Raw genomic sequence first — 23,527 nt, 5'->3', positions numbered from 1 at the left:
CCGGGGTCCGGGGGGAAGTGCACCCCTGGTGGTTTTCCCCTTCGCAGGCTAGTTTTCAAAGGTATGCGCCTTTTCGCCTCGATTTCCCCCTCGACCCAGGCCAGGGAGCACCTGCTCGGTGCGCTCCGCCCGATCAGCGCGGACCTGGGCCCGGATCTCAGATGGACGGACCCGCAGCAGTGGCACCTGACCCTCGCCTTCTACGGGGAGCAACCTGAAGGGGCGATCGAGGATCTGCTGGGGCACCTGGCCATGGCTGCCGCCGGGGCCCGGGCCATGGAGCTCAACCTCAGGGGGGCTGGTTCCTTCAACCGGCGGAATCTCTGGGTGGGGGTCGGCGGGGAGACTCCGATGCTCAAGCAGCTGATGGCGGATTGTCTCCTCGATCCGAGCGAGCGTTCCCGGCAGCGCGCCCATCTCACAGTGGCCCGTAATCAGCGGGGCAGGCAGCGGGGCTGGGATCCGGTGCTGGATGATGTGGTGCATGCGCTCGCCGTCTATCAGGGGCCGGATTTCCCGGTCACTCAGATCGACCTGGTTAAATCCACCCTCGGGGCGGGTCGGGGAGGGGAACCCCGCTATGAGGTGCTTGCGTCGGTGCCCTTGGCGGCCCAGCACATTGACGCCGGTTACTGAGCGGGGGTGATTGTGAGGGGCACCACTTCGGGGTCACCCGCACTTCTTTTTTCACAAGGAACCAATAAGGTCATTTTCAGCGGGCCACCACGAGGCGGCCAGGGCTCAAATAGGTTACCTAGAGAAGGTGGGGAATCAATGACCCCGAGTGAAGCCCGATCCAGGTTGAACGAAGCCGAGCGGATCCGGGAAAGCCTGAATTGGTGCCAGTGCAGGTGGACGAAGATCTGCTGTGCCCTGCTGATCGGCTGTTATCTCTGTGTCCAGGCTTGGGGAGCGCTGATTCCCGAACTCGGTTTATTGGGATTGTTCATAGTGCTGGTATTGCTGCTGCGGAAGCGACTGTGCAATCCCTACTCTCATGGTCCTTCCTGGCAGCACCCCGATTCTGTGGCCGCAGCCACCTGGGTGGGAGTTGTGCTCTGGATCCCGGCGGTGATCTTCATACCCCAGGAACCCAGATGGTTGGGGGCATTGTTCGGCGTGATCGGTGCCCTCTTCGTTTATGGGGCTTGCCGGGTGAACCAGGTGGATGGTTCAGGTTCTCTCATCACCGGTGCCCCGGGATTTCCCACCATCCCGGGCAGTGCTGACCCCGTGCTTGGCCTGAACCCGGTGCTGCAGCAGCCTGGCCGGCTGCACTGCTGTGTCGCACTTCGCACCGTCGACGCGGTGGAAGGTGAGCAGGGGCCCCGGGAGATGAACATTTGCCTGCTGCAGGAAAAACTGGGGCTCAGCGAAGAGGAGGTGAAGGAGGTTCTCCACCGGTTGGTGGCCGTGGGCTATCTCCGTTGGCAGCGGGACTTCGGCATCCGGCAGGAAGGTCTGGGTGGCTGGGTCTATCTCACCGTGGGTGGGGCCTGGGCACTGGAGGCACATCTTCAGGCACTCCACCGGATTGCCGGGGAGCAGCCGAAACAGACCATCCCGGGAGTTAATCCAGCGCCGGCACGGCGGTGAGCAGCGCCCGGGTGTACTCATGCCGGGGGTTCTCCCACACGCTGGCAATATCTCCTTCCTCCACCACTTGCCCCTGGTTCAGCACCACCACCCTGGAACAGACCTGACGCACCACTGAAAGATCATGGGAGATGAACACCAGGGTCAGACCATATTCCTCCACCAGCTGATCCAGCAGCGCCAACACCTGGGCCCGGACGGTGGCATCGAGGGCGGAGACCGCCTCATCGGCCAAGAGCACATCTGGTCGGGGTGCCAGGGCCCGGGCAATGGAGATCCGTTGACGCTGCCCACCGGAGAACTGGTGGGGGTAGCGTTGGGCGGCATCTGGTGGCAGACCCACCTCAGTGAGTACTTCCCGGACCCGGGCGGCACGTTCCGCCCTGGTCATTTCGGTGCTCAGCAGGGGTTCCTCCACGGAGGAGAAGATCCGCATCCTCGGATCCAGGGAGGACATCGGATCCTGGAAGACCAGCTGGGTGCTGGCCTTGACCCTCACGGTGCCGGAGGTGGGCTGATCCAGACCTGCGATCAATTTCATCAGGGTGGTTTTACCCGAACCGGACCCACCGACCACACCCAGCCTTTCCCCGCGCCGGACCGTCAGGGAAACCCGGTCCAGGGCGGGGATACCACGGTGGGAGCGGGTCAATTCCTCGGTGATGATGATCGGCTCCCCTGGGGTAGTCACCGGAAAGTTCTCCCCCGGCCGGTAGGCGGCCACCAGCGCAGCGGTGTACTCATGGGCTGGTTTCACCAGTACCTGGGCGGTGGGGCCGGATTCCACCGTCCGCCCCTCCTTGAGCACCACCACTTTCTCCGAGATCTGGCTGATCACCCCCAGATCATGGGTGATGAAGAGCAGGCTGATGCCACGCTGCTCCACCAGTCGGGAGATCAGCTCAAGAATCTGGCGCTGCACCGTCACATCCAGGGCAGTGGTGGGCTCATCGCAGATCAGCAGCTCCGGATCATTGGCCAGGGCCATGGCAATCAGCACACGTTGGCGTTGCCCACCGGAGAGCTGGTGCGGGAAGGAACGCATTTTCTCCACCTTGAGGCCCACATCGGCGAAGAGTTCCCGGGCGCGCTGTTGTGCGTTGTGCCGGGAAACACCATGTACCCGCATCATGTCAGCCACCTGCCGGCCCACCCGCATCAGCGGATCCAGGGCGGTCATCGGTTCCTGGAAGACCATCGCGATCTTCGCGCCCCGGATCTGGCGCAGCCGCCGATCCTTAAGCTGAAGTAGATTACGCCCCTGGAACTCGACCCGGCCGGTGGCGGCCAGCTCCCGGGGCAGCAGCCCCATGATGGACAGGGCGGTCAGGGATTTACCGGATCCGGATTCCCCGATCAGGCCGACCCTTTCCCCCTTCCCGATCTCGAAGTTGAGGTCATGGACCAGGTCAGCGATATGCAGATCTTCGATCTTGAGCATCAACCTCGCCTTTCCTTCGGGTCGAGGGCGTCACGGAGGCCGTCGCCAAGCACATTGAAACCGAGGACGGTGGCCGCGATCGCCAACCCGGGCCACAGTGCCAGCTGCGGGGCCGAACCGAGAGAGGCCTGGGCGGTCTGCAACATCCGGCCCCAGGAGGGTTCCGGTGGGGGAGTGCCCAGCCCCAGGAAACTCAGCGCCGCCTCCGCCAGGATGGCCAGGGCAAAAGCCACCGAAGCCTGCACGATAAGCATGCCGACAATATTGGGCAGCACATGTCGACGGGCGATCTCCACTGCCGGACGTCCCGCGCTTTGCGATGCCGCGATGAAATCCCGCGTCATCACCTGCAACGTCCCGGAACGCGACACCCGGGCAAAAGCCGGGATGCCGGCGATACCGATGGCCACCATCGCCGTCACGGTTGACGCCCCGAACACCGCTCCCGCGACAATCGCCAGCAGCAGGGCAGGGAAGGCCAGCAACAGGTCCGACCCCCGCATCACCAGGGTCTCCACCCACCCGCGACGCATCCCCGCCCAGATTCCCAGTGGGGTACCCACCAGAGCGGAGATACCCACCGCGACCAGACCCACCAGCAGGGTGATCTGGCTACCGGCCAGAATCTGGGAGAACACATCCCGCCCGAAACGGTCCGTGCCCAGGAGATGCTCCGCAGAGGGGTCAGCCAGGCGCTGCGTGGGCACCACCTGCACCGGATCATGCGGGGTCCAGACCAGGGAGAGCAGGGCGGCCAACACCACCAGGGACACCAGGCTCAGGCCGATCCACCCGGTCCAGGGAAGTCTGCGCAGCACACTCATCGATCTGCCCTCCGTCGGGTTTCCGAGGTGGCACTGATCCGGGGATCCAGGAGTGAATAACTCAGGTCGATGATCAGGTTGACCGTCAGGGTGAACAACACCAGCAGCATCACAATGGTCTGGACCGCGATCAGATCCCGGTTACCCACCGCATCCAGCAGCATCGACCCCAGGCCCGGCAGCGCGAAGACCTGCTCGATCACCACCGCACCCACGATCAGGCTGGTCAACTGCAGACCGGTGACAGTCAGTACCGGTAGGGCCGCATTCCGCAATCCGTGGACCCGCAGCGCCTGGGTCAACGACATCCCCTTGGACCGGGCGGTGCGCAGATAATCCTCATTCATCACCTCAAGAATCGCGGAGCGGACATAACGGGTCAGGATAGCCGCCTGCACCGCCGTCAAGGAGACCACCGGCAGGATCAGGCGACGCAGGAACTCCCCGAAATCCACCGCCGGCGGCACCCAACCATTGGCCGGCAACCAGCCCAGCTGCACCGCGAACACCGCCACCAGCAGCACACCCGCCAGGAAACTGGGGATGGCGATGCCGATCTGGCTGCCGGCGGTGATCAGCAGACCATCTGCCCGCCGGGCCCGCCTGGCTGCCCAGACCCCCAGCGGCACGGCGATCAGCAGGGAGAGTGTCATGGCGGTGCCGCAGAGGATGAGGCTGACCTGGGCCCGATCCACCACGAGGGGGGAGATATCGGCCCGGCTGCTCAGTGAGATACCGAATTCACCGCGCAGCAGTCCACTGATCCAGGAGAAGTACTGCTGGATCAGTGGCTGGTCGGTGCCCAGCTGGGTGGAGAGTGCGGCCACCGCCTCAGGGGTGGCGTTGACCCCGAGCGCGATCTGGGCGGGATCCCCCGGGATGGCGCGCATCAGCCCGAAGATGAGGATGCTGGCGATGAAGAGGGTGATCAGGAATCTGGCCAGGTGACGAAAGATCAGCTGCATCTAGTCCTCCGCCTTGGAGATCCCGGCCAGAGGCAGGGCATCGGTGACCACATCGGCCTGCACCCCGGAAATCCCCGGGGAACTGAGCACGATATTGGGGACATTGAGCAAGGTGCCGGCGCCGGCCTGCGCCATGATCCCGGCGACGGCGGCATGCATATGCGCCTCCTGGTCGGAGAGTGGACCGCTGGCCGCCAGGGCGAGTTCTTCGCGTACCTCGGCGGAATCGAAACCGAGGTAGTAGTCGGGATTGCCGAAGAGCACCGGGATGTCCCGGGCCTCCACATGTGCGATCAGGGACATCTGATAATTCTGGTCACCCATCACCTCCGCCAGCCAGACCGCCGGGAATTCAGTGGACTTCAGCCGCACCTCAAATCCGATGTCACGCAACTGGGAGTAGAGCACCTCCGCAGTGGCCTCGGCATAGGGGAGGGTGGGCACCGAGATGGTGACCTGGTTGTTGCTTTCATCGATCCCTGCCTCAGCCAGCAGCTGACGGGCCCTCTCCGGGTCAAAGGGGTAGAAGTCGGTGCCCTCGAACCAGGGATCGGTGGGTGGCACCGGGGCGCCACCGGTGTCGGTGCCATAGCCCTCATAGACCAGGTCGATGATCGCCTGGCGGTCCACCCCGTACATCACGGCCTGTCGGACCCGCGGATCATCAAAGGGGGCCACATTATTGTTCATGCTCAACAACAGTTCACCATTGGTGGTGCCCACCTCGACGCGGTATTGCTCAGGCAGGTTGTCCAACAACTCTGGGGCGGGCATGGCCCACACCAGATCCACGTCCCCGGATTGGAGGGCGTTGGTGGTGGCGGTGGCATCCGCGAAGTAGCGGATCGCCGCAGTGTCAGAGGCCGGGGGATCCCCCCAGTAGTCCGGGTTGGCCTGGAAGGTGATGGATTCCGCGACCGCCCACTGCACCACGGTGTACGGGCCGGTGCCGATCGGGTCGGTGGCCAGGGTGTCGATGCCGCTCGGGGTCATCATCGCCCCGATCAGGGTGCCCATGGACCAGAGCCAGTTATTGCTGGGTTCAGACAGGGTGACCTGCAGCGTGAATTCATCCAGGACTTCAGTGTCAGCGACCACGTCCATCTGGGCGGCCAGGCCATTGCTCCACCCGCTCTGGACGTGATCGATGGAGAACTTCGCGCTGTCCGCGTTGAAGGGATCCCCATTGGAGAAGGTCACTTCTTCCCGCAGCTGGAAGGTGTATTCCCGGCCATCCGCCGAAACCTCCCAGGAGGTGGCCAGCTGCGGGATGATCTCCCCGTCCGCGTCGATGTGGACCAGACCCTCATAGACATTGGACATCAATGCCTGCGGAATGGCGGCGCCCCCGGTGGTGGTGAAATCCAGCGAAGCCGGGGCGGCGGTGGTGCCGACGACAATGGTTTCCGGCCCGCTGATCCGGCCTATGGATGTCGCGGTGGAACCGGCGTTGCAGGCGGTCAGCGTGATAGCGCTGAGGACCGCCACGACGCGGCCACCCCACCGGCGGACAGTTCTGCTCATAATCTCAGGCTAGCTGCCGGAACCGGGAGGGAAAATTCGGGGCGCTCCTCGATGGGGGTGTGTGGTTCGCTCAGCTGCTCAGTTCACGTAGCTGGCATCCGAGACCATGGAGAGGGCATTGGGATGCTCCCTGGTGGAGTTCATGGTGAAGCTCGCTTTCCAGGGAAGATAACGGTCATCGGAATATTCCACCGGGGTGCCCTCCAGTGTGAAGGCCCGGCGGCGGACCCGTAGCAGGGGAGTGCCGACCGGTACCTCCAGGAGGTCGGCGTCTTCCTGGTCGGCGCCGACCGCGTCGATGGTGCGGGTGGCGTGGTTGATGTCCACCCCGTTATCGATCAGCTCCTGGTAGATCGAACCGGCATCGGTGTCGAAGGCCAGGACATGACGCCCCACCGACAAGGGGTAATTCAGGCGTTCCACCATCGCAGGTGCCCCGTCCATGAGGCGGAGCCGGTAGACCGAGACCACCGGGTCGCAGTCGGAGATCTCCAGCTGGGCGGCCAGCGCAGCTTCCGCCTTGCGCCGGGCGACCCACTGAGTTTTCTGTCCAGGCTGAATGCCGGATTTGCGGCACCACTGGGAAAAGGAGATCACATCATCGAAGGATTGGGTGGACACCTTGTCCAGCACCACGGAGCGACGGCCACGGCCGGAGGAGATCAACCCTTCGGCGCGGAGCGTGGACATGGCCTGGCGGACCGGGCCGCGGGAGGTTTCGAATCTGCGGCTGAGTTCGGCTTCGGTGGGAAGCGGATCCCCGGTGCTGAAGGTGCCTTCTTTAATGGCGGAGCGCAGATAGTGCGCGATATGTTCGTGCTGCTGCACGCTTGAACTGTTCGTCATGGGGGAGGGCCTTCAGGGATTGCGGTGATGTCGTGGTTGTCAGGTGGTTTCCTAGTGTCTGACCCTGATAGGAGAGGAGGAGAAATGTGTCTGGCTTGGCATGTCCGCCCGTTTTCCGGCTTTATTTTTCAGGGGAAACTTTAAGTCGTCCTGAAGCTTGGATGAACAGATGAGAAACTTGTACATACAAGTTAGCTTAGCGGATGGCGAAGCATCATGATGGGAAACATGGAAAATAGAGATCTCATCATCGTCGGTTCCGGAATTCTCGGACTGGCCACCGCCTTCCTCGCCCATCAGCAGGGGCGCACCGTCTGCATCATCGACCGTTCCGACCATCCCGTCGGCTCCTCCATCCAGAACTTCGGCCATGCCTGCTTCACCGGCCAGGCCGACATCATCCAGCCGGTGGCTGAGATGGCCCGCGAGGGCTGGCTGCAGGCTGCCGCTGCAACCGGTATCTGGGCTGCGGAAACCGGTACCTACATCCCGGCCGTGACCGAGGCGGAGTTGCAGGTGCTCCGCGAGTTTGCCGAACATCGTGGTGGTGGGCAGGTTCAGCTCCTCTCGGGGGAGGAGGTGGGCCGGGCCCTGGGAAACCCTGGGCTCCCGGCCCTCGGCGGAGCCTGGTTGCCCCGTGATATGCGGGTCAATCCGCGGGAGGCTGCTCCGAAACTAGCTGCCTGGCTGGAGGGTAGGGGAGTGGAGTTTCGCTGGAAAACACAGGTCACCGCAGTGGAGGATGGGGTGGTCGTCACCAACCGTGGGGAATTTCATGCAGCCGAGGTAGTGGTGTGCCCCGGTTATGAGCTGGGCGGACTCTTTCCGGAGCTCGCTGAAGACCGTGGGGTCCGGGTCTGCACGCTGGCCATGTCCCTGATTGAAAAGCCCGCTCGGATTCCCGATGGGCTAGCGATGCTCAGTGGAACCTCTCTCACCCGCTATGACGGGTTTACGGCCCTGCCCGGTGCGCCTGCGCTGCGGGCGGAACTTGCGGAGCGTGAGCCGGAGTTGGTTGGCTGTGTCGCCAATCTCATGGTCACCGATATTCCGGAAGGGCTTCTGATCGGCGATTCCCATGCCTATGCCCATTCACCGGAACCCTTCATTGATGAGGGGGTTGCCCAGCTGCTGCTGGATCGGGCCACCTCACTGCTGGGCATTGAACGTCCGGTGGTCAAGCAGCGCTGGCTCGGCAGGTATGCGGACAGCGTCAGCACGAACCTGGTTCTGGAGCGTCCTGATGAAAAGACGACTATCGCGGTGGTGACTTCCGGCATCGGGATGACCCTTTCCTTCGGGATCGCCCGCTTAATTCTGGATGGCGAAAGTGTCCAGTTCTAGGCCAATGCCAACCGGAAGATAAACCTCAGTTACCACTAAGTGAACTCTTCAGAGTTGTCTAGACAACTTGGCTGGGATGGTTCACAATCGAATCCAGTGAGACAGCGTGTCACCTGGCAGAGCCCCCCCCTGGGCCGCCATGACTGGATTGCCCGCCGAAGTTCCTCGCAATATTCCTTCCGCCACCTCCCCGCCTGCGCTCATCCCCCTGCTTTCCTCTAGGACCTGAAAGGCTCTGCCTCCATGAAGCTCTCCCCGATCCTCAATTCCCGTGCCAGCCGAGTTGCCGCTGTCGCCGCCATGACCATCCCTTTTCTGGTGGCCTGCGGTTCCTCCCCGGAAGAGGACCCCATCACCTTCGCAGCGGTTCCCTCCGAATCCGCCGCCACCCTGGAGTCGTCCTTCGAGAACATCACCACCTTGATCGCCCAGGAAACCGGCCGGGAAGTCGTCTTCCAGAACGCCTCGGACTACGCCGCCGTCATTGAGGGCATGCGTGCCGGCCAGATCGATATCGCCTCCTTCGGGCCCTTCGCCTATGTCATCGGCAAGGACTCCGGCATCGACATGGAAGCCGTCGTCTCCCCGACAGATGATCCGGCACAGGCCCCGGCCTACACCTCGCTGGCCTATGTTCGTGAGGGCTCCGAGATCAAGGGCCTGGAGGATGCCAAGGACAAGACCGTCTGCTTCGTTGACGCCGCCTCCACCTCCGGTTTCCTCATCCCCTCCAAGGGATTGATGGATGTGGGCATCGACATGGACACCGACATCCAGCAGATCCTGGCAGGTGGCCATGACGCCTCCCTGCTGTCCCTCTCCTCCGAGAACTGCGATATCGCCTTCGCCCACGACACCATGCTCAACACCCTGGAGCAGTCCGGTCAGGTGGAGCCGGGCTCCCTGGTCGCCGTCTGGGAGTCTGATCCGATCACTGAAGACCCGATCAGTGTCAACCACGGTTCCCTGGAGCCGGAACTTGCCGATCAGATCATCAACATCCTCGAGGAGAAGGGGAACATCCCGGCCCTGGTCGAGGCCGGCATCTGTGCTTCCGAGGAGGAGTGCACCCTGCCGGAGGAGATCCAGTACGGTTTCCTGCCGGTCGATGACTCCGACTTCGACGCCATCCGTGAGGTCTGCGAAATCACCCAGGCTGAAGCCTGCAAGAACGTCAGTTAGGAAAACACGATGTTGGAGAATGAAAAGAGCCCCCAGTTGCAGCAGGAAATCGACCAGATCTACACGGTTCAGCTGGAGCATGTGAGCAAGGACTTCGGCGGCGGAGTACTCGGCCTTGATGACGTTAACCTCGGTTTCAAGACTGGTGGGATCACCGTCCTGCTGGGACTGTCCGGATCAGGCAAGTCCACCCTCCTGCGCCACATCAACGGACTGCAACGTCCCACCGCCGGAAATGTCAGGGTGCTCGGCCGAGACCTGGTGTCGCTGAATAAGAAGGAACTGCGTGGCCTGCGCCGTGATGTGGGAGTGATCTTCCAGCACTTCAACCTGGTGGGTCCGATGTCCGTACTGGAGAATGTCTGCACCGGCCAGCTGGGTTCCCTCCGTGGCCCCCGGATCTCACTGATGATGTACCCCAAGTCGGTGCGTCGGGAAGCCATGGAGAAGCTGGACCGCGTCGGCCTGGCGGACCGGGCCTACCAGCGGGCCGACACTCTCTCCGGTGGGCAGCAGCAGCGCGTGGCCATCGCCCGCGCCCTGATGCAGCACCCCAGGGTGCTGCTGGCCGATGAACCAGTGGCCTCCCTCGATCCGGTTTCCTCCCTGGAGGTGATCAACCTGCTGCGCCAGATCTCAGAGGAGGACAACCTCACCGTCATCAGCTCCCTGCACCAGGTACAGCTGGCCATTGACTTCGCCGACCGTATCGTCGGCCTGCGCAGTGGAAAGGTGGTGCTCGACCGGGGTACCTCCGGTCTCAGCGCCGCGGAGGCCTCCGAGATCTACTCCAGCGTCTCCGGTATGGACATTGATGAAGCTGAGCAGAACTCCTCCCCGCTGCGGGGCCACACCAATGGGGCAGGGGTGCGCTGATGAGCACCCTGCAGCAGCTTCCCGCGGGGCCACAGCTTCCGGTCCGGCCGAGGCCCTCGAGCGGAGGCATCGCCGCCACGGTGGTGATGCTGACACTGATCCTCGGTGGTGTCTGGTCCATCAACTCGCTGGGCATCAATATCAACACCATCGTCAATTCCTTCGACAATGCCGTGAATTTCCTCGGGGCAATGTTCCCCCTGGACTTCCCGCCCCTGATGGAGGGCATCTCCCTGGTGGCGGAGACCCTGGCCATCGTCTTCCTGGCCACCCTGCTCTCGGTGATCCTCTCGGTCCCCACCGCACTCTTCGCCGCCAGCACCACCACTTCCGGCAAGGGGGCACAGTGGGTGGCTCGCGCGCTGACCGTGCTCTGCCGGGCGATCCCGGATCTGGTGCTGGCCATCATCTTTCTCCGCATGTTCGGCCTGGGCGCGACCGCCGGCATCGTCGCCATGGGCATCCACTCCGTCGGCATGGTGGCCAAGCTCTACGCCGATGCCATCGAAGAACTTGACGACGGCCCTCGGGAGTCCCTCGCATCCGCCGGCGCCAGCCGTGGACAACAGATCCTCAGTGCCATCCCGCAGCAGCTGATGCCGCAGATCATCGCCACCGCGCTGCACCGTTTCGACATCAACCTGCGTACCTCGGTGCTGCTGGGATATGTCGGGGTCGGCGGTATCGGCCTGGCCATCGCCAGCTCCCTCCGGGTCATGGACTACCAGCGGGGTATGGCGCTGGCGCTGATCGTGCTGGCGCTCTGCATCATCATTGAGCTGATCTCAGGTGCCATCCGGGCGGCACTGATGCGTAGCACCGGCACCGGGATCAGCGGCGGCACCTGGGTGGACCGCATGTTCAACCAGGGACGTGAGCCGGGGGTCAATGACCTCAAACTCACCCCGCCGTGGAGCATGGATCGGTTCCGGAAATTCCTCTCCTTCGCCCTGATCATTGTCCTGGCGGTGGCCGCCACCTGGCGGGTCAACCTCTCCCTGAGCGATCTCTGGAATGGTCTGCTGGAGATCCCGGACACCCTGGCACTGTTCTTCCCGCCCTCCACCGGTGGTTCCCTGCCCAATATGCTGGAACAGCTGCTGGTCACCCTGCAGATCTCCCTGGCAGCCACCCTGATCGGTGGTGTCATCGCCATCCCGATCGGTATCCTGGCCGCCCGCAATGTGGCCGCCAATAAATACGTCTACCAGACCTCCCGCATGATCATCGTCGTCGTCCGGGGCATCCCGGAACTTATTCTGGCGATCATCTTCGTGGTGATCTCCGGTCTCGGCGGTGTGGCCGGCACCCTGGCGTTGTCCGTCGGTGCGGTTGGACTGCTGTCCAAGCTCATCGCCGACTCCCTGGAGGAGACCGACACCAAGGTTCAGGAATCCATGCGTGCCGCCGGCGCAAGTGAGATGCAGGTGTTCTTCGCCGCCACCATCCGCCAGGCCGCTCCCGCCATGGTCGCCCACACCATGTACCTGCTTGACACCAATATCCGTTCCGCCACCCTGCTCGGTGTCGTCGGTGCCGGTGGCATCGGTTTCCTACTGCTCAACGCCTCCCGGATCAATCAATTTGATGTGGTCACCATGGTCCTGATCCTCATGGTCGCCGTGGTCCTGATCGTCGAAGGCCTGTCCATGTGGCTGCGCCGCGTCGTCCGCTGACACCTCCCCTGAAGCCGGTGTCCCCGAGACACCGCACAACCCCCCTCATTCCCCAAGGAGAAAAACATGTTTGAACTCGCCGTCTTCGATATGGCAGGCACCACCATCAACGACCGTGACGAGGTCTACCGCGTTCTGCGCGAGGCCACCGAGCGGGAAGGGGCGAAGTACACCGATGAGCAGTTCCAGCAGTTCATGGGCACCGAAAAGTACTACGCCATCGGCAAACTCCTGGAGATCGGTGGGGTGGAAGCCACCCCTGAGATCCACGACAACGCCTGGGCCTGGTTCCGGGAGGAACTGCACCGCACCTACACCGAGAACCCCCCGCAGCCGCTCCCGGGTATTGAGCAGGCCCTGGAAACCTTCCGCGCCGAGGGCATGAAGGTCGGCCTGACCACCGGTTTCTCCCGGGAAATCACCGACCTGATCCTGACGAAGATGGGCTGGCAGATCGGGGAGACCATCGATGCCTCCCGCGCCGGCGATGAGGTGGCGCAGGGCCGCCCGGAACCCGACCTGATCCAGCTTGTCATGGCGGATGTCGGGGTCAGCGACCCAACCAAGGTCATCAGCGTCGGCGACACCTCCGCCGATGTGCAATCCGCACTCAAAGCCGGGGTCACCTCGGTGGGTGTGCTCACCGGTCACCTGACCCGGGAGGATTTCCAGGCCGAGGGTGCCCACCTGGTGGTGGACTCGGTGGCGGTCCTGCCGCAGGAACTGAAGAAGCAGGAGAACTAGCTTGTCCCGGATCAAGGCACAGGTGTGGACCGGTGGCAACACCTTTGAGACGGTCGAGGTGGCAACCCCGGAGCTCATGGCCGGGCAACGACTGGTGGAGATGCACATGGCCGCGGTCTGCGGCTCCGACCGGCACACCGTCACCGGGCGCCGCGGTGGTGCCTGCCCCTCCATCCTCGGTCATGAGGGCGTCGGAAAGATCGTGGCCGGGCCCGGGGCAGGGGAGCGGGTGGTGTTCAGCGTGACCTCGATCTGCGGGACCTGCGACCACTGCCGTCGTGGACTGAGCGCCAAATGCACCCAGGTCACCAAGGTCGGACATGAATCCTACGAAGGCCAGTGGCCGCTCTCAGGCACCTACGCCTCCCATATCCTGCTGCCGGCCGGGGTGACCGTGGTACCGGTCCCGACACAGGTCCCGGATGAGGTTGCCGCCATCGCCGGCTGTTCCGTGGCCACCGTAATGGCCACCCTGGATGCCGCCGGGGACATTGCAGGAAGAAAAATCCTGGTCAATGGGCTGGGGATGCTGGGGTTGAGTGCCGTGGCCGCCGCCTTGAAAAGGGGAGCCGCCGAGGTACATGCCTTCGACCCGGCACCTGAGCGTGCCGCACTGGCTGAGCAACTCGGAGCACATATCTGGAACGGGGACACTGAGATGGATATTGCGCTGGAATACTCCGGGGTCACCGCCGGAGTCCGCAGCTGTGTGGAATCCCTCGGCATCGGCGGCACCGCCGTGCTGGCCGGCAGCGTGGCACCGGGCGGTGACATCGACATCAACCCGGAATGGCTGGTGCGGGGCTGGCGCAGCGTCACCGGGGTCCACAACTATGAACCCCGCCACCTGCAGCAGGCGGTGGATTTCCTCACCGAAGCAGAACTGCCCTGGGACGAGATCCTCAGTGGTCCCATCAGCCTGGATCAGCTGGCCGAGGAATTCACCCACCCCCACGAGGGACTGCGCACCCTGGTGCGGATCTGAACCGGAGCTCACAGCCCGCTGGTGTAGGTCTTCCAGATCTGCCTCGGCTGGGCCTGGCCACCGTTTAACTCCACCGCCTGCTGCAGCAGTTCCATCCCGGTGCTGCAGAGGTGGTTGCGCATCGCCTCACCTGCTGCCACCTGATCCTGTTCCCGCAGAGCCACCAGGAGGGCGTCGAACTCCTGGAGGACATGGTGCAGTGAACGCCGGGGAGTGATCACCTCCCGGCCGATCAGCCGGGTGTGGGGACGAAGCTGCGCCACCAGCCGGGCACCCCTCTCACTGTGACCCAGCCGCAGGATCAGATCATGCAGGGCCCTTTCGTGGCGGAAGAATTCCTCCGCCTCGCCGATATCCGCCGCCTGGGACATCAGCTCCACCAGGTGGTCGATCTCCCCCAGATCGGCGACATTGCGTTGCCGGGCGGCCCGCCGGGCAGCCGGGACCTCAATACCGAGCCGCAGAGCATAGATCTCGGCGATATCCTCCGGGGAACTGGACACGATCTGGAAACCACGGTTCGCGGTGAACTGAATCAACCCCGACTCCTCCAGCCGCAGCAGACCGTCCCGGACCGGGCTCCTGGAAATGCCCAGCACCTCGCTGAGCTGCTGCACGCTGTACCACGCCCCGGCCACGATCTCACCGGAGGCGACCGCCCCGCGAACATAGTCCATGACCTGTTCCGTCAGCGTCGGCCTCGGTAACGGCTTCGGTGTTTCCGCCATGCCCCAGTATCCCACATCAACAAAGACCCGGGCCTGGATTTCCTGGGCCGGACCCACCCGGGCGTCACAAAGCGGGCCCCGGTACCGCGCCGGGGAAGTCATGGAAGAATAGCCTTTCGTGCAACAGGTACTCATGGGTTTCGCGGTCGTGTTCCTCGTCGTCTTCGTCGGATATGTGCTCGGGCGGCGCAACAGCCTCGGCGCCGGTGGACGCCAGGCGCTGGCCTCCCTGGTGTACCTGGTGGCCACCCCGGCCCTGCTCTTCGATCGACTGATAGTCACCGACCCCGCCGAAATATTTTCCGCGAACTTCGTGGTGATCGTGGCCTCCGCATTGCTCGCCGGATTCCTCTTCTTCCTGCTCTGCCGCACCCTGCTGCAGCGCAACACCGCGGACAGCCTGATCGGCATGCTGGCGGCCTCCTACGCCAATGCCGGAAATCTCGGTATCCCACTGGCGGTCTATGTGATTGATGATGCCGCCGCAGTGGTCCCCGTCATCCTCTTCCAGGTGGCCTTCTACGCCCCGATCACCCTGACCATCCTGGATGCGGTCAACTCCTCCCAGCAGTCGAACCTGCTGCGCAACCTGATTCAGGCCCCATTGACCAACCCCATGGTCATCGCTGCGATCATCGGCATGTTCTTCGCCTTCCTTGAGATCCCCGTACCGCAGCTGATCTCCGAACCGGTGGGCATCCTCGCCGGGGCCTCCGTCCCGCTGGCTCTGCTGGTTTTCGGCATGTCCCTGGCCGGTGCACCGGTGCTGCGGGAAGGTGCCCGCGACGCCATCCTGGCCTCCCTCTTCAAGGTGGTTCTCATGCCGATCATCGCCGGCCTGATGGCGCACTACATCTTCGGTATGCAAGGACACGCCCTGCTGACCGCCGTGGTGCTCGCCGCGTTGCCCACCGCCCAGAATGTCAATGCCTATGCTCTGCGTTTCCGCACCGCCGAGAACCTCGCCCGGGACGCCGGACTGGTGTCCACCCTGGCCTGCGTGCCGGTACTGGTGCTCATCTCCTTCCTGCTGGGCTGAAGCAGTTGAACCTCACCACCGTCGTACCCCGCCACCGTCCACTCCGACAGGTCCGGAAATTCGGTGGCCGCAACCCCAAGGTGCGGGAATACCTGCGGGGTGGGCAACCGGCGCTGCAGTTCACATAGCCTGGGACCTTCTCCTAGAATCAAGCCCATCATGACCACGAGAAGCCCCATCACGGTGCGCCGTCGCGCCGCCGCCCTTGCCCGCTCCCGGGCGGTGGCGGTCTGCATAATTTTCGTGGTGCTCCTCCTTCCCATCCTCTACGGGTTGCTGACTGAAAGATCCCGGCAGAGCAGTGGGACCTGGCAGAACGCCTACGCCATCGCCGCCCTCGCCCCAGCCTTGGGTATCACCGCCGCCGTGCTTTCCCTGGCGGTGGTGCTCTACCGGCGTTCCCGGCCCATCCTGGAGATCGGTGAGGTGGTGAAGATCCCGCACAGCGGAGTCAGCTTCCCCCTGGAGGAACTGGATACCGTGCAGCTCTGGTCCCGGGGAGCCACCTACATCACCCTGCTGCCGGATCATGTCCCCGAACGGGTGCCGCACTTCCTCAAGCAGGTGGCCTCCTACTCGGTGCGGCTGCCCGATGATGTCACCCCGCGGCCCTTTGAACTGACCGAGTTGATCAAAGCCCGGCGGGGAGAGGTTCAGATCGACAAACTCGGGGTGCTCTAACGGGCCCCGTCTGCCGCAGATCTGGTAGCAGGCCCTTCAGCACCGGGTCGGCGCGGAGTGGGGGTGCTGGCTGTCGCAGGAATACTCTCCCTGGGGGATGAGCTGTGGGGGAAGAGAAAAATGGAACGGCACACGCTTCTAGGCGCGTGTGCCGTTCCATGAAAATATTAGCTTCAGATGAGCCAGTTTGCAGCCGATTGGGGGGGTGCCCCGGTGGATCCCCGCTCACACCTCCAGCTTTGGGGAGGTGCGCCGGCAGCTAAAGCACCGACACCAGGGGGTGAGCAGTTAAAACCGGATCAGCGTCCCGGTACGCCGGCGGTGTTTTCCGGGTCCAGCTCCCAGGCCTGGGCCAGGATCTCCATGGACTCCATGGCCTCCGGCTGGGTGGTGCCCTGCAGGGAGATCATCAGCTCATCAGCCTGGGCCAGCTCGGTGAAACGCTCCAGCTGTTCCCGGATCTGCGGTGCAGTGCCCTTGGCGGTGAAGTAGAGCATCTCGATGATCTGCTGCCCCTGGTAGGAGTTGATGATCTGATCCAGTTGCTCCTCACTGAAGAAGCGACCCCGACCGGCCATGGAACGGACCCGCTGGCGGTGTATACCCTCCTCGCGGCGGTCCGCCTCCTCCTCGGTGTCCGCGCCGATCACATTGACCGCCGCAATGACATAGGGCTCCTTGAGGGTTTCGGAGGGCTGGAAGGTGTCCCGGTAGATCTTCACCGCCTCTTGCAGGTGGGCGGGGGCGAAGTGGGAGGCGAAGGAGTAGGGCAGTCCCAGTTTCGCGGCCAGCTGCGCCCCATAGGTGGAGGAACCAAGGATATAGAGCGGCACGTTGGTGTTCGCACCGGGGATGGCGTTGACACCCAGGATGCGGGAGTTGCCACTGAGGTAGCCGTTGAGCTCGACGACATCATTGGGGAAGTTATCCGAGGATGAGGGATCCCGGCGCAGGGCACGCAGGGTGTTCATGTCGGTGCCGGGGGCACGCCCGAGTCCCAGATCAATGCGGTCGGGGTACATTTCGGCGAGCATGCCGTACTGCTCGGCGATGGCGTAGGGGGCATGGTTGGGCAGCATCACGCCACCGGCACCCAGCCGGATCTTCTCGGTCTGGGCACCGATGTGGGCGATCAGCACCGAGGGTACGGAGGATGCGATGTGCTTCATGTTGTGGTGCTCGGAGTACCAGATGCGGGAGAACCCGAGCTGCTCCGCACGTTGCGCCATGGCCACTGAGCGGGCGAAGCTCTGGGAGGCGTTTTCCCCGGGGTAGATATGACAGAAATCAATCAATGAGAGCGGGACAGACAAGAAAAAATCCACCTTCCGGAGACAGTTGTGGTCATAGACCCCAACTTATCCGGAGGTGGAAATATTCCCCGAGGAGGTTTTAGGCCTTCGCCTCAGCAGGCTGTGCCGTCTGGACCTCATCGAAGGGGGAGGTCGGGCCCGGGGTGGGCTTTGCGACGTCGATAAGCAGACCGATGACGGTGGCGATGACGGTGGGCAGCACCCAGCCCATCTCCACCTCATGCAGCGGCGACCAGGAGATCAGCGGGCCGATGAAGGCGGAACCCCAGCCCAGGTTGTTGAAGGTCATCAGGGCGGCCCAGACCACGGCGGCCCAGACACCGATCAGGAAGGTCCAGCGGAAGTAGAGCTTGCGCTGCACGATCGGCTGAAGCAGGCTGATGAAGATCAGGGTGATCGCGGAGGGGTAGAGGAAACCGATCACCGGGGCGGCGATCGCCAGCACCATGTCCAGACCCAGGGTGGCCATGGCGAAGGACATCAGCGAGAAGAAAATCGCCCAGGCCTTGTAGTGGATGCCCGGCAGGATGGTCTCGAAGAACTCACTGGTGGCGGCGATCAGGCCCACGGCGGTGGTCAGGCAGGCCAGCAGCACGATCAGGCCGAAGATGAACTGGCCGGGGCCACCCATCAGCTGCAGTGCGGCATCCGCCAGCAGGGAGGCGCCATCGGAGTACTGTGCGGCATTCGGGATGATCTGACCGATATAGCCCAGACCGATGTAGATCAGGCCCAGCAGGATGCCGGCGATGACACCTGCCCAGATGGTGGCCTTGACCAGGGGCTTGCCCTCGGCGATGCCCTTGTACTTGAAGGCGGAGATCACGATGATGCCGAAGGCCAGACCCGCGATGGAGTCCATGGTCAGGTAACCCTCGACCAGGCCGGTGGGGAAGGGGGCATCCGCCCACTTCTCATTCGCGGCACCCGGGGTGCCGTCGAACTTGAACACCGCCAGGGCCACCAGCAGCACCAGCAGGACCAGCAGCACCGGGGTGAGGAACTTACCCAGATTGTTGACGATCGAGTTCGGGTTATAGGACAGAGCCAGGGCGATGCCGAAGAACACGAAGTTGAAGATGCCGGAGATGAGCATCCCCTCGGTGTCGAAGACCGGCTGGATGGCGGTGGAGTAGCTCACCGCACCGGTACGCGGCAGGGCGTAGAAAGCGCCGATGGAGAGGTAGGCCAGCACCGGGAAGGCGATACCGAAGAGGGGGCCGGCGCGGCGCGCCATGTCCCGGACATCTTTGCCGGAGAGGGCGATCGCGATGATCGCCAGCACCGGCAGCACCACACCGGTGCCGAGGAAGCCGAGGATGGCGGGGATGAAGTTGTCACCGGCCTGCGCACCCAGTGCGGGCGGGAAGATGAGGTTACCGGCTCCGAAGAACATCGAGAACAGCATCATCGCCGTGATGGCGAGGAGCACCGGGCTTGCTTTCGAAGCCACCTGGGGTTTCGACATGTGGGGAAACCTGACTAATAGACGGGATAAGGAAGTGCAGCTAAGAGTACTTCATCCCATGGGCTGGAACCCAACTCATCAGGCTCTCCCTCCACCTGCGCAGATGGGCGGATAAGAGGCCCGGGGGAAATCTGAAAAGGCCACCCCCGTCCACCTGGTGGAACGGTTGTGAGCTCCGGCACAGCTGGATATGGTTTCAGATATGGCCGATACCGAGCAGAAAGCGCGGAAGCTGAGGCGCCTGCCCATTCCCCGTAAGCCCGTCAACCTTGCCCGGCAGGCCTTCCTCCGGGTAGCCAACTTCGGGCTCACCGCGGCCTACAACCTCTACCGGGTCCACCCCGCGATCTGGCGTTTCACCGCCCGAAACTACAGCCCCAAACTCGAGGACCTAGCCCGGCTCAACGCCTGGATGATCTGCCAGCACGCCTACCTGGACGTTCCCGCCTACCATGACTTCCTCGCGGAGAATGACTTCGAGTTCAAGTGGTGGGATCTCTCCAGCTACCCCATCACCGCCAAGGACACCTACGTCGCCCGCTATGAGGAGGCGGACCGCTGCTGGAATGGCCGGATCCGGGTGGCCGGCACCGTGGTGGATGAATCCTCCGGTTCCACCGGCAAACCCTATAACTGGATGCGTTCCAAGCGGGAACTGCACACCGTGCACAAGAACATGGCTGGTTTCACCACGATGACCTTCGGCACCGGGGAGATCTTCTGCATCAACGCCTTTTCCATGGGGGCCTGGGCCACCGGCACCAACACCGGTCTGGCGATGGCGAAGACCGCCATGGTCAAGAACACCGGCCCGGACCTGGAGAAGATCCTGGACACCATGGAACACTTCGGGCCGCGTTTCCCCTACCTGATCACCGCCTACCCACCCTTCCTCAAACACCTGGTGGACCGCATGGACCAGGAACCAGGGCGCTGGGCCCGCTTCGAGATCAACGCCTTCGTCGGTGGGGAGGCGATGACCGAGGGGCTGCGCGAATACCTGGAGAAGCGTCTCGGATTCGTCTACTCCGGTTACGGTGCCTCTGACCTGACCATCGGGATGGCGGGGGAAACGGATCTTTCAGTGGTGATCCGCAAGGGTCTGTCCGACCCGGAGCTGCGGGTCGCCCTGCTCGGTGAGGATGAATCCCGCACCCCGATGATCTTCCAGTACAACCCCCTGGAGACTTACCTGGAGACCATCGAGGATGACAACCTGGTGGTCACCATCAACAATGCCGCGGTGATGAGTCCCCGGTTGCGCTACAACATCGGTGATGAAGCCCGGCTGCTCAGCTTTCCCGAGATGATGGAGCTGCTCAGGCCCTTCCCCAAGGTGGCGGCGAAGGCGAAGAAGGCCTTCCGGGCCCAACGGATGCGCCTGCCCTTCCTGCTCCTCTTCGGCCGTTCCGATGCCACCGTCTCCTACATGGGGGCCAATATCTACCCCCTCGATGTGGAGAACGGGCTCTATGGTTCGGAGAAGTACGCTCCGCTGATCGACACCTTCCGCACCGAACTGGTGGAGATCGGGGAGCTGGAACAACGTCCCACCATCCACGTCCAACTCCGGGAGGCTTCCCGCCTGCCTCCGGGTGGGTTCGGGGACGCAGAGCGGGAGGAGATGTCCAGGCAGCTGCAGGAGGGGGTGGTGGCACACCTCAGGACCGTGTCCCGGGATTTCCTTTCCTCAGTGGAGGAGGATCCCAGTGCCGCGGATATCCGGGTGGAGATCCATGATTTCGGTGCCGGCCCCTTCGCCGGGGATCAGAACAAGATCAAGAACACCTACCTGATGAAAGGCCAGCGATGAGATCCAATGATTTCTCTGCCGGACCACCCCAGGCGAAGGCGGAGTGTTTCTTCCTGGGCTGCAACCGTTACACCAGTCCGCTGCGGATGCTGGGCCAGCTGCGACAATGGCCGCCGGTGGCCCGGGCACTCAAAAAACATCCGGGTTATCTCTGGCACCGCTCCTACTATCAGTTCCCCTTGGGCATCGGACTGATGGTCGGCTTCCAGGACCGTGACTCCCTGATGGATTTCGCCCGCACCCCGGCACACCGAAAGATCATGACCTGGCTGGTGGGTGGTGGGGACAAGGCACCTGCCAAGGGTGGTTTCATCCGGATCCTGGATGCGGAGGAATGGGGTTACACCAATGGTGTCTACCGGGCGACGGGGGAGTTGGGGATGATCCGGAACTTCAGTCCCATCGGCGATGAGGACGAGGGCCCGCCCACCGCCGGAGGCAGTGCATGAACCCCGGCGCGGCAGCGATTTCCGTGGCCCCGGTACGTGAACTCTCCGAACTGGGGGACTTCATTGACCTGCCGCTGCATCTCGGGGAGGAGTACCGCCGCAGGCATGTGCCCCTGCTGGCCACGGACATCAAGCAGTGGTTCCGGGGGCGGGGCTGGTTCCCCGGCATTGATCTGCTGCTGGCCCGGCGCGGGGGAGAGGTGGTGGGGCGTGCCATCACGCACCGTTCCGCCGCCCTGGACACCAAGCTCGGTATCCGGGCGCAGCTTTTCGGCGCCCTGGATGCCACGGACCCGGAGGTGGTCCGGGCGTTGCTTGCGGAGGTGGAGGTGCGGGGGCGGTTGGCGGGATGTTCCCAGGTGTTCGGCCCGGTGACCCCGTTGCCCAATGTCACCGGTGGGGCGGTGACGGCGGGGTTCGAGCATCCCGGTTTCATGGACACCACCTGGAATGGTCCGGCCGTCCCGGAGGCCCTCGAGGCGGCGGGTTATCAGCGTTGGGGTGAGGCGGATACCTGGGAGGTGCCGCAGATCCCGGAGGTGTCGGCCCCGACGGCGGCGGAGTGGGGGCGGGCGAGGTTGCGCTACCCGGGCCGTTTCGGCCTGGCGAAAAGGTTGCTGCCCGCGTTGAACGCCTCTTTTGAGCAGTTGCCCTACTTCACCCCGATCACTGCGGCACAGATGAAGTCCCAGACCTCCGGGCTGGAGTTGCTGATGGATCCGAAGCTGATCCCCCTGGTGGAAATCGAGGGGGAGCTGGCCTGTTTTGCGCTGGTGATCCCCGATCCGGTGGGGATTCTGCGGCGTCGTGGTGGCCGCCTGGGCCTGCCGGAGCTGCTGCGTCTGCTCAGACATCGTCCGAAGGATGCGGTCCTGATCATCCAGGGCACCCTGCCGGAGTACCAGGGTCAGGGGTTGCTGTCCCTGCTGACCCGGCAGCTCTACGCCAATCTGCGGGCCGGTGGTTATCGGCAACTGCGGGTGACTTTCATCGGCCGGGACAACCCCGCCTCGGCCAGGGTCTTTGAGAAGGCCGGTGGGCATCGGCTGCACGCCATCAGTTTCTACCGGAGGGAGCTGAGCTGATGGAGCAGCTTATCGACGCCGCGATCACCCTGGCGGGGCGCGCCCCCTCCGCGCACAACACCCAGCCCTGGGCGGTGGAACAGGAGGGGGAGAAGGTGCGGCTCAGGGTGGATCCGGCACGTACCCTGCCCCTGGCGGACCCCACCCACCAGGACACCGTGCTGGGTCTGGGTGCCTGGGTGGAGGCCTTCGCCATCGCCCTGCAACGCGAACTTTGCCTGCAGGTGTCCGGCCGGGGTGCAGCGCTGGTGGTGGAGATCCAGGTGGGGCCGGAACCCTACCGGGATTTCACTCCCCGGGAGGTGGCCGCCCGACAGGTTGACCGGGGCAGGTTGGTCAAGGATGAGGTGTCGCTGCATCATGCCCTGGAGAATTTCGGACTCTTGGCCACCACCGCGGTGGCGCAGATGATGGGGGAGCGGACCTGGCGGAAACTGCATAACCGGACCGCACTGGATATCGCACGTACCCCGGAAATCCTGGCGGAGACAGTGTCCTGGCTCCGGCTGGACCCCACCGATCCTGCCTACCACCGGGATGGTCTCAACGCTGACTGTCTGCGGATATCCCCCGGCCTGGCACGGCTGGGGCGGAGGCTGTTGAATTCCCCGGGGCTGCGGCGCACCGCCGGGGTCTGGCAGCCCCTGCTGGCGCGGTTGTATTACAGCCGGAGCCTGCGGCCACCCAGTCGGGTGGTGCTCTGCGCGGGGGACACCACCGACCCGGCTGCCCTGATTGAATGTGGCCGGGATCTGCTGCGCTGCTGGCTGCTGCTGGCCAGGGCGGGACTGCGGGTGTCGGTGAACTCGGAGATCAAGGACAACCCGGACACCGCCGCAAAACTCCCACCCGGTGCTTTCGCGGTGTTCAGCGTGGGGGTCTCCACCACCAGGGTGCCCTGGAGTTCCCGGCTCCAAGACCCGGGACGCGGGTGACACCGCCCCGCTG

23 protein-coding genes are annotated in these 23,527 nt (G+C 63.8%); 15 read left to right on the top strand and 8 right to left on the bottom strand.

Translation table 11 applies throughout. The features are described 5' to 3' along the window. The first annotated feature begins 63 nt into the window (after positions 1-63). Both thpR and COCCU_RS10145 read left to right on the top strand, forming a co-directional pair. Positions 64-636, top strand: coding sequence for an RNA 2',3'-cyclic phosphodiesterase (gene thpR / locus COCCU_RS10150; RefSeq protein ID WP_156231398.1), 573 nt, complete (start codon positions 64-66; stop codon positions 634-636). A 300-nt stretch (positions 637-936) separates the two neighbouring features. Continuing rightward, positions 937-1,596, top strand: coding sequence for a hypothetical protein (locus COCCU_RS10145; RefSeq protein ID WP_156231397.1), 660 nt, complete (start codon positions 937-939; stop codon positions 1,594-1,596). On the opposite strand, the gene COCCU_RS10140 is transcribed toward COCCU_RS10145, so the two are convergent. The 5 genes from COCCU_RS10140 to COCCU_RS10120 form a co-directional block, all read right to left on the bottom strand. Further along, positions 1,571-3,037, bottom strand: coding sequence for a dipeptide ABC transporter ATP-binding protein (locus COCCU_RS10140; protein ID WP_156231396.1), 1,467 nt, complete (start codon positions 3,035-3,037; stop codon positions 1,571-1,573). The genes COCCU_RS10145 and COCCU_RS10140 overlap by 26 nt on opposite strands. Continuing rightward, entirely contained in the window at positions 3,037-3,861 is an 825-nt protein-coding gene (locus COCCU_RS10135; protein ID WP_156231395.1) for an ABC transporter permease, read from the bottom strand. Before COCCU_RS10135 ends, COCCU_RS10140 begins: the two co-directional genes overlap by 1 nt. After that, positions 3,858-4,826 (bottom strand): ABC transporter permease, encoded by a 969-nt coding sequence (locus tag COCCU_RS10130; RefSeq protein ID WP_156231394.1) that lies wholly within the window; start codon positions 4,824-4,826, stop codon positions 3,858-3,860. Before COCCU_RS10130 ends, COCCU_RS10135 begins: the two co-directional genes overlap by 4 nt. Beyond that, on the bottom strand, positions 4,827-6,350 hold the full coding sequence (locus tag COCCU_RS10125; RefSeq protein ID WP_156231393.1) for an ABC transporter substrate-binding protein: 1,524 nt from the start codon (positions 6,348-6,350) through the stop codon (positions 4,827-4,829). Between the two features lie 78 nt (positions 6,351-6,428). Further along, positions 6,429-7,196 carry a GntR family transcriptional regulator gene (locus COCCU_RS10120; protein WP_156231392.1) on the bottom strand — a complete coding sequence of 256 codons (768 nt, stop codon included), beginning with the start codon at positions 7,194-7,196 and terminating at the stop codon, positions 6,429-6,431. Positions 7,197-7,424: 228 nt separating this feature from the next. Between COCCU_RS10120 and COCCU_RS10115 the strand changes: the two genes are divergently transcribed. The 6 genes from COCCU_RS10115 (at position 7,425) to COCCU_RS10090 (ending at position 14,003) form a co-directional block, all read left to right on the top strand. Beyond that, positions 7,425-8,540, top strand: a complete 1,116-nt coding sequence (locus COCCU_RS10115) for a TIGR03364 family FAD-dependent oxidoreductase (RefSeq protein WP_156231391.1) — start codon at positions 7,425-7,427, stop codon at positions 8,538-8,540. A 243-nt stretch (positions 8,541-8,783) separates the two neighbouring features. Beyond that, positions 8,784-9,722, top strand: coding sequence for a phosphate/phosphite/phosphonate ABC transporter substrate-binding protein (locus COCCU_RS10110; RefSeq protein ID WP_156231390.1), 939 nt, complete (start codon positions 8,784-8,786; stop codon positions 9,720-9,722). A 9-nt stretch (positions 9,723-9,731) separates the two neighbouring features. Then, positions 9,732-10,598, top strand: coding sequence for a phosphonate ABC transporter ATP-binding protein (gene phnC / locus COCCU_RS10105; RefSeq protein ID WP_156231389.1), 867 nt, complete (start codon positions 9,732-9,734; stop codon positions 10,596-10,598). Between the two features lie 86 nt (positions 10,599-10,684). Continuing rightward, the gene (phnE, locus tag COCCU_RS10100) at positions 10,685-12,274 is read left to right on the top strand and encodes a phosphonate ABC transporter, permease protein PhnE (protein WP_407924171.1); all 1,590 of its coding nucleotides are present in this window, start codon (positions 10,685-10,687) and stop codon (positions 12,272-12,274) included. 66 nt (positions 12,275-12,340) lie between these two features. Further along, on the top strand, positions 12,341-13,018 hold the full coding sequence (locus COCCU_RS10095) for an HAD hydrolase-like protein (RefSeq protein ID WP_156231387.1): 678 nt from the start codon (positions 12,341-12,343) through the stop codon (positions 13,016-13,018). Position 13,019: 1 nt separating this feature from the next. Beyond that, the gene (locus COCCU_RS10090) at positions 13,020-14,003 is read left to right on the top strand and encodes a zinc-binding dehydrogenase (RefSeq protein WP_156231386.1); all 984 of its coding nucleotides are present in this window, start codon (positions 13,020-13,022) and stop codon (positions 14,001-14,003) included. Between the two features lie 8 nt (positions 14,004-14,011). Here COCCU_RS10090 and COCCU_RS10085 read toward each other — a convergent pair whose 3' ends face one another. Beyond that, on the bottom strand, positions 14,012-14,833 hold the full coding sequence (locus COCCU_RS10085) for a GntR family transcriptional regulator (RefSeq protein WP_231598736.1): 822 nt from the start codon (positions 14,831-14,833) through the stop codon (positions 14,012-14,014). A gap of 16 nt (positions 14,834-14,849) precedes the next feature. Here COCCU_RS10085 and COCCU_RS10080 point away from each other — a divergent pair, with 16 nt between their 5' ends. From COCCU_RS10080 to COCCU_RS10075, 3 genes are read left to right on the top strand one after another with little or no spacing between them, the layout of a single operon-like run. Then, positions 14,850-15,770 (top strand): AEC family transporter, encoded by a 921-nt coding sequence (locus tag COCCU_RS10080; protein ID WP_156231385.1) that lies wholly within the window; start codon positions 14,850-14,852, stop codon positions 15,768-15,770. A 5-nt stretch (positions 15,771-15,775) separates the two neighbouring features. After that, entirely contained in the window at positions 15,776-15,898 is a 123-nt protein-coding gene (locus tag COCCU_RS14850; RefSeq protein ID WP_269434456.1) for a hypothetical protein, read from the top strand. 31 nt (positions 15,899-15,929) lie between these two features. Further along, positions 15,930-16,451: a hypothetical protein gene (locus COCCU_RS10075; protein WP_156231384.1), complete on the top strand. Its 522-nt coding sequence runs from the start codon at positions 15,930-15,932 to the stop codon at positions 16,449-16,451. Positions 16,452-16,750: 299 nt separating this feature from the next. Here the strand turns inward: COCCU_RS10075 and COCCU_RS10070 are convergent, their stop codons facing one another. Beyond that, positions 16,751-17,764 carry an LLM class flavin-dependent oxidoreductase gene (locus COCCU_RS10070; RefSeq protein ID WP_156231383.1) on the bottom strand — a complete coding sequence of 338 codons (1,014 nt, stop codon included), beginning with the start codon at positions 17,762-17,764 and terminating at the stop codon, positions 16,751-16,753. A gap of 79 nt (positions 17,765-17,843) precedes the next feature. After that, on the bottom strand, positions 17,844-19,232 hold the full coding sequence (gene brnQ, locus COCCU_RS10065; RefSeq protein ID WP_156231382.1) for a branched-chain amino acid transport system II carrier protein: 1,389 nt from the start codon (positions 19,230-19,232) through the stop codon (positions 17,844-17,846). Positions 19,233-19,434: 202 nt separating this feature from the next. Between brnQ and COCCU_RS10060 the strand changes: the two genes are divergently transcribed. From COCCU_RS10060 to COCCU_RS10045, 4 genes are read left to right on the top strand one after another with little or no spacing between them, the layout of a single operon-like run. Further along, positions 19,435-21,045, top strand: coding sequence for a phenylacetate--CoA ligase family protein (locus COCCU_RS10060; RefSeq protein ID WP_156231381.1), 1,611 nt, complete (start codon positions 19,435-19,437; stop codon positions 21,043-21,045). Further along, positions 21,042-21,494: a hypothetical protein gene (locus COCCU_RS10055; protein WP_156231380.1), complete on the top strand. Its 453-nt coding sequence runs from the start codon at positions 21,042-21,044 to the stop codon at positions 21,492-21,494. Before COCCU_RS10060 ends, COCCU_RS10055 begins: the two co-directional genes overlap by 4 nt. Then, entirely contained in the window at positions 21,491-22,579 is a 1,089-nt protein-coding gene (locus tag COCCU_RS10050; RefSeq protein WP_156231379.1) for a GNAT family N-acetyltransferase, read from the top strand. Before COCCU_RS10055 ends, COCCU_RS10050 begins: the two co-directional genes overlap by 4 nt. Next, positions 22,579-23,514: a nitroreductase family protein gene (locus COCCU_RS10045; protein ID WP_156231378.1), complete on the top strand. Its 936-nt coding sequence runs from the start codon at positions 22,579-22,581 to the stop codon at positions 23,512-23,514. The genes COCCU_RS10050 and COCCU_RS10045 overlap by 1 nt, the downstream gene beginning before the upstream one ends. Positions 23,515-23,527: the final 13 nt, after the last annotated feature.

Source organism: Corynebacterium occultum (assembly GCF_009734425.1).
In the GTDB taxonomy this organism is placed as follows: Bacteria; Actinomycetota; Actinomycetes; order Mycobacteriales; family Mycobacteriaceae; genus Corynebacterium; species Corynebacterium occultum.
Note: the sequence above shows the minus strand (reverse complement) of the source record. Positions and strands in the feature narration are given on the sequence as shown.

Excerpts from the sequence above, each read along its gene's own strand:
- thpR (WP_156231398.1), top strand. The coding sequence starts at position 64 with ATGCGCCTTTTCGCCTCGATTTCCCCCTCGACCCAGGCCAGGGAGCAC.
- COCCU_RS10140 (WP_156231396.1), bottom strand. The coding sequence starts at position 3,037 with ATGCTCAAGATCGAAGATCTGCATATCGCTGACCTGGTCCATGACCTC.
- COCCU_RS10135 (WP_156231395.1), bottom strand. The coding sequence starts at position 3,861 with ATGAGTGTGCTGCGCAGACTTCCCTGGACCGGGTGGATCGGCCTGAGC.
- COCCU_RS10130 (WP_156231394.1), bottom strand. The coding sequence starts at position 4,826 with ATGCAGCTGATCTTTCGTCACCTGGCCAGATTCCTGATCACCCTCTTC.
- COCCU_RS10125 (WP_156231393.1), bottom strand. The coding sequence starts at position 6,350 with ATGAGCAGAACTGTCCGCCGGTGGGGTGGCCGCGTCGTGGCGGTCCTC.
- COCCU_RS10120 (WP_156231392.1), bottom strand. The coding sequence starts at position 7,196 with ATGACGAACAGTTCAAGCGTGCAGCAGCACGAACATATCGCGCACTAT.
- COCCU_RS10115 (WP_156231391.1), top strand. The coding sequence starts at position 7,425 with ATGGAAAATAGAGATCTCATCATCGTCGGTTCCGGAATTCTCGGACTG.
- COCCU_RS10110 (WP_156231390.1), top strand. The coding sequence starts at position 8,784 with ATGAAGCTCTCCCCGATCCTCAATTCCCGTGCCAGCCGAGTTGCCGCT.
- phnC (WP_156231389.1), top strand. The coding sequence starts at position 9,732 with ATGTTGGAGAATGAAAAGAGCCCCCAGTTGCAGCAGGAAATCGACCAG.
- phnE (WP_407924171.1), top strand. The coding sequence starts at position 10,685 with ATGCTGACACTGATCCTCGGTGGTGTCTGGTCCATCAACTCGCTGGGC.
- COCCU_RS10095 (WP_156231387.1), top strand. The coding sequence starts at position 12,341 with ATGTTTGAACTCGCCGTCTTCGATATGGCAGGCACCACCATCAACGAC.
- COCCU_RS10085 (WP_231598736.1), bottom strand. The coding sequence starts at position 14,833 with ATGACTTCCCCGGCGCGGTACCGGGGCCCGCTTTGTGACGCCCGGGTG.
- COCCU_RS10075 (WP_156231384.1), top strand. The coding sequence starts at position 15,930 with ATGACCACGAGAAGCCCCATCACGGTGCGCCGTCGCGCCGCCGCCCTT.
- brnQ (WP_156231382.1), bottom strand. The coding sequence starts at position 19,232 with ATGTCGAAACCCCAGGTGGCTTCGAAAGCAAGCCCGGTGCTCCTCGCC.
- COCCU_RS10060 (WP_156231381.1), top strand. The coding sequence starts at position 19,435 with ATGGCCGATACCGAGCAGAAAGCGCGGAAGCTGAGGCGCCTGCCCATT.
- COCCU_RS10055 (WP_156231380.1), top strand. The coding sequence starts at position 21,042 with ATGAGATCCAATGATTTCTCTGCCGGACCACCCCAGGCGAAGGCGGAG.
- COCCU_RS10050 (WP_156231379.1), top strand. The coding sequence starts at position 21,491 with ATGAACCCCGGCGCGGCAGCGATTTCCGTGGCCCCGGTACGTGAACTC.
- COCCU_RS10045 (WP_156231378.1), top strand. The coding sequence starts at position 22,579 with ATGGAGCAGCTTATCGACGCCGCGATCACCCTGGCGGGGCGCGCCCCC.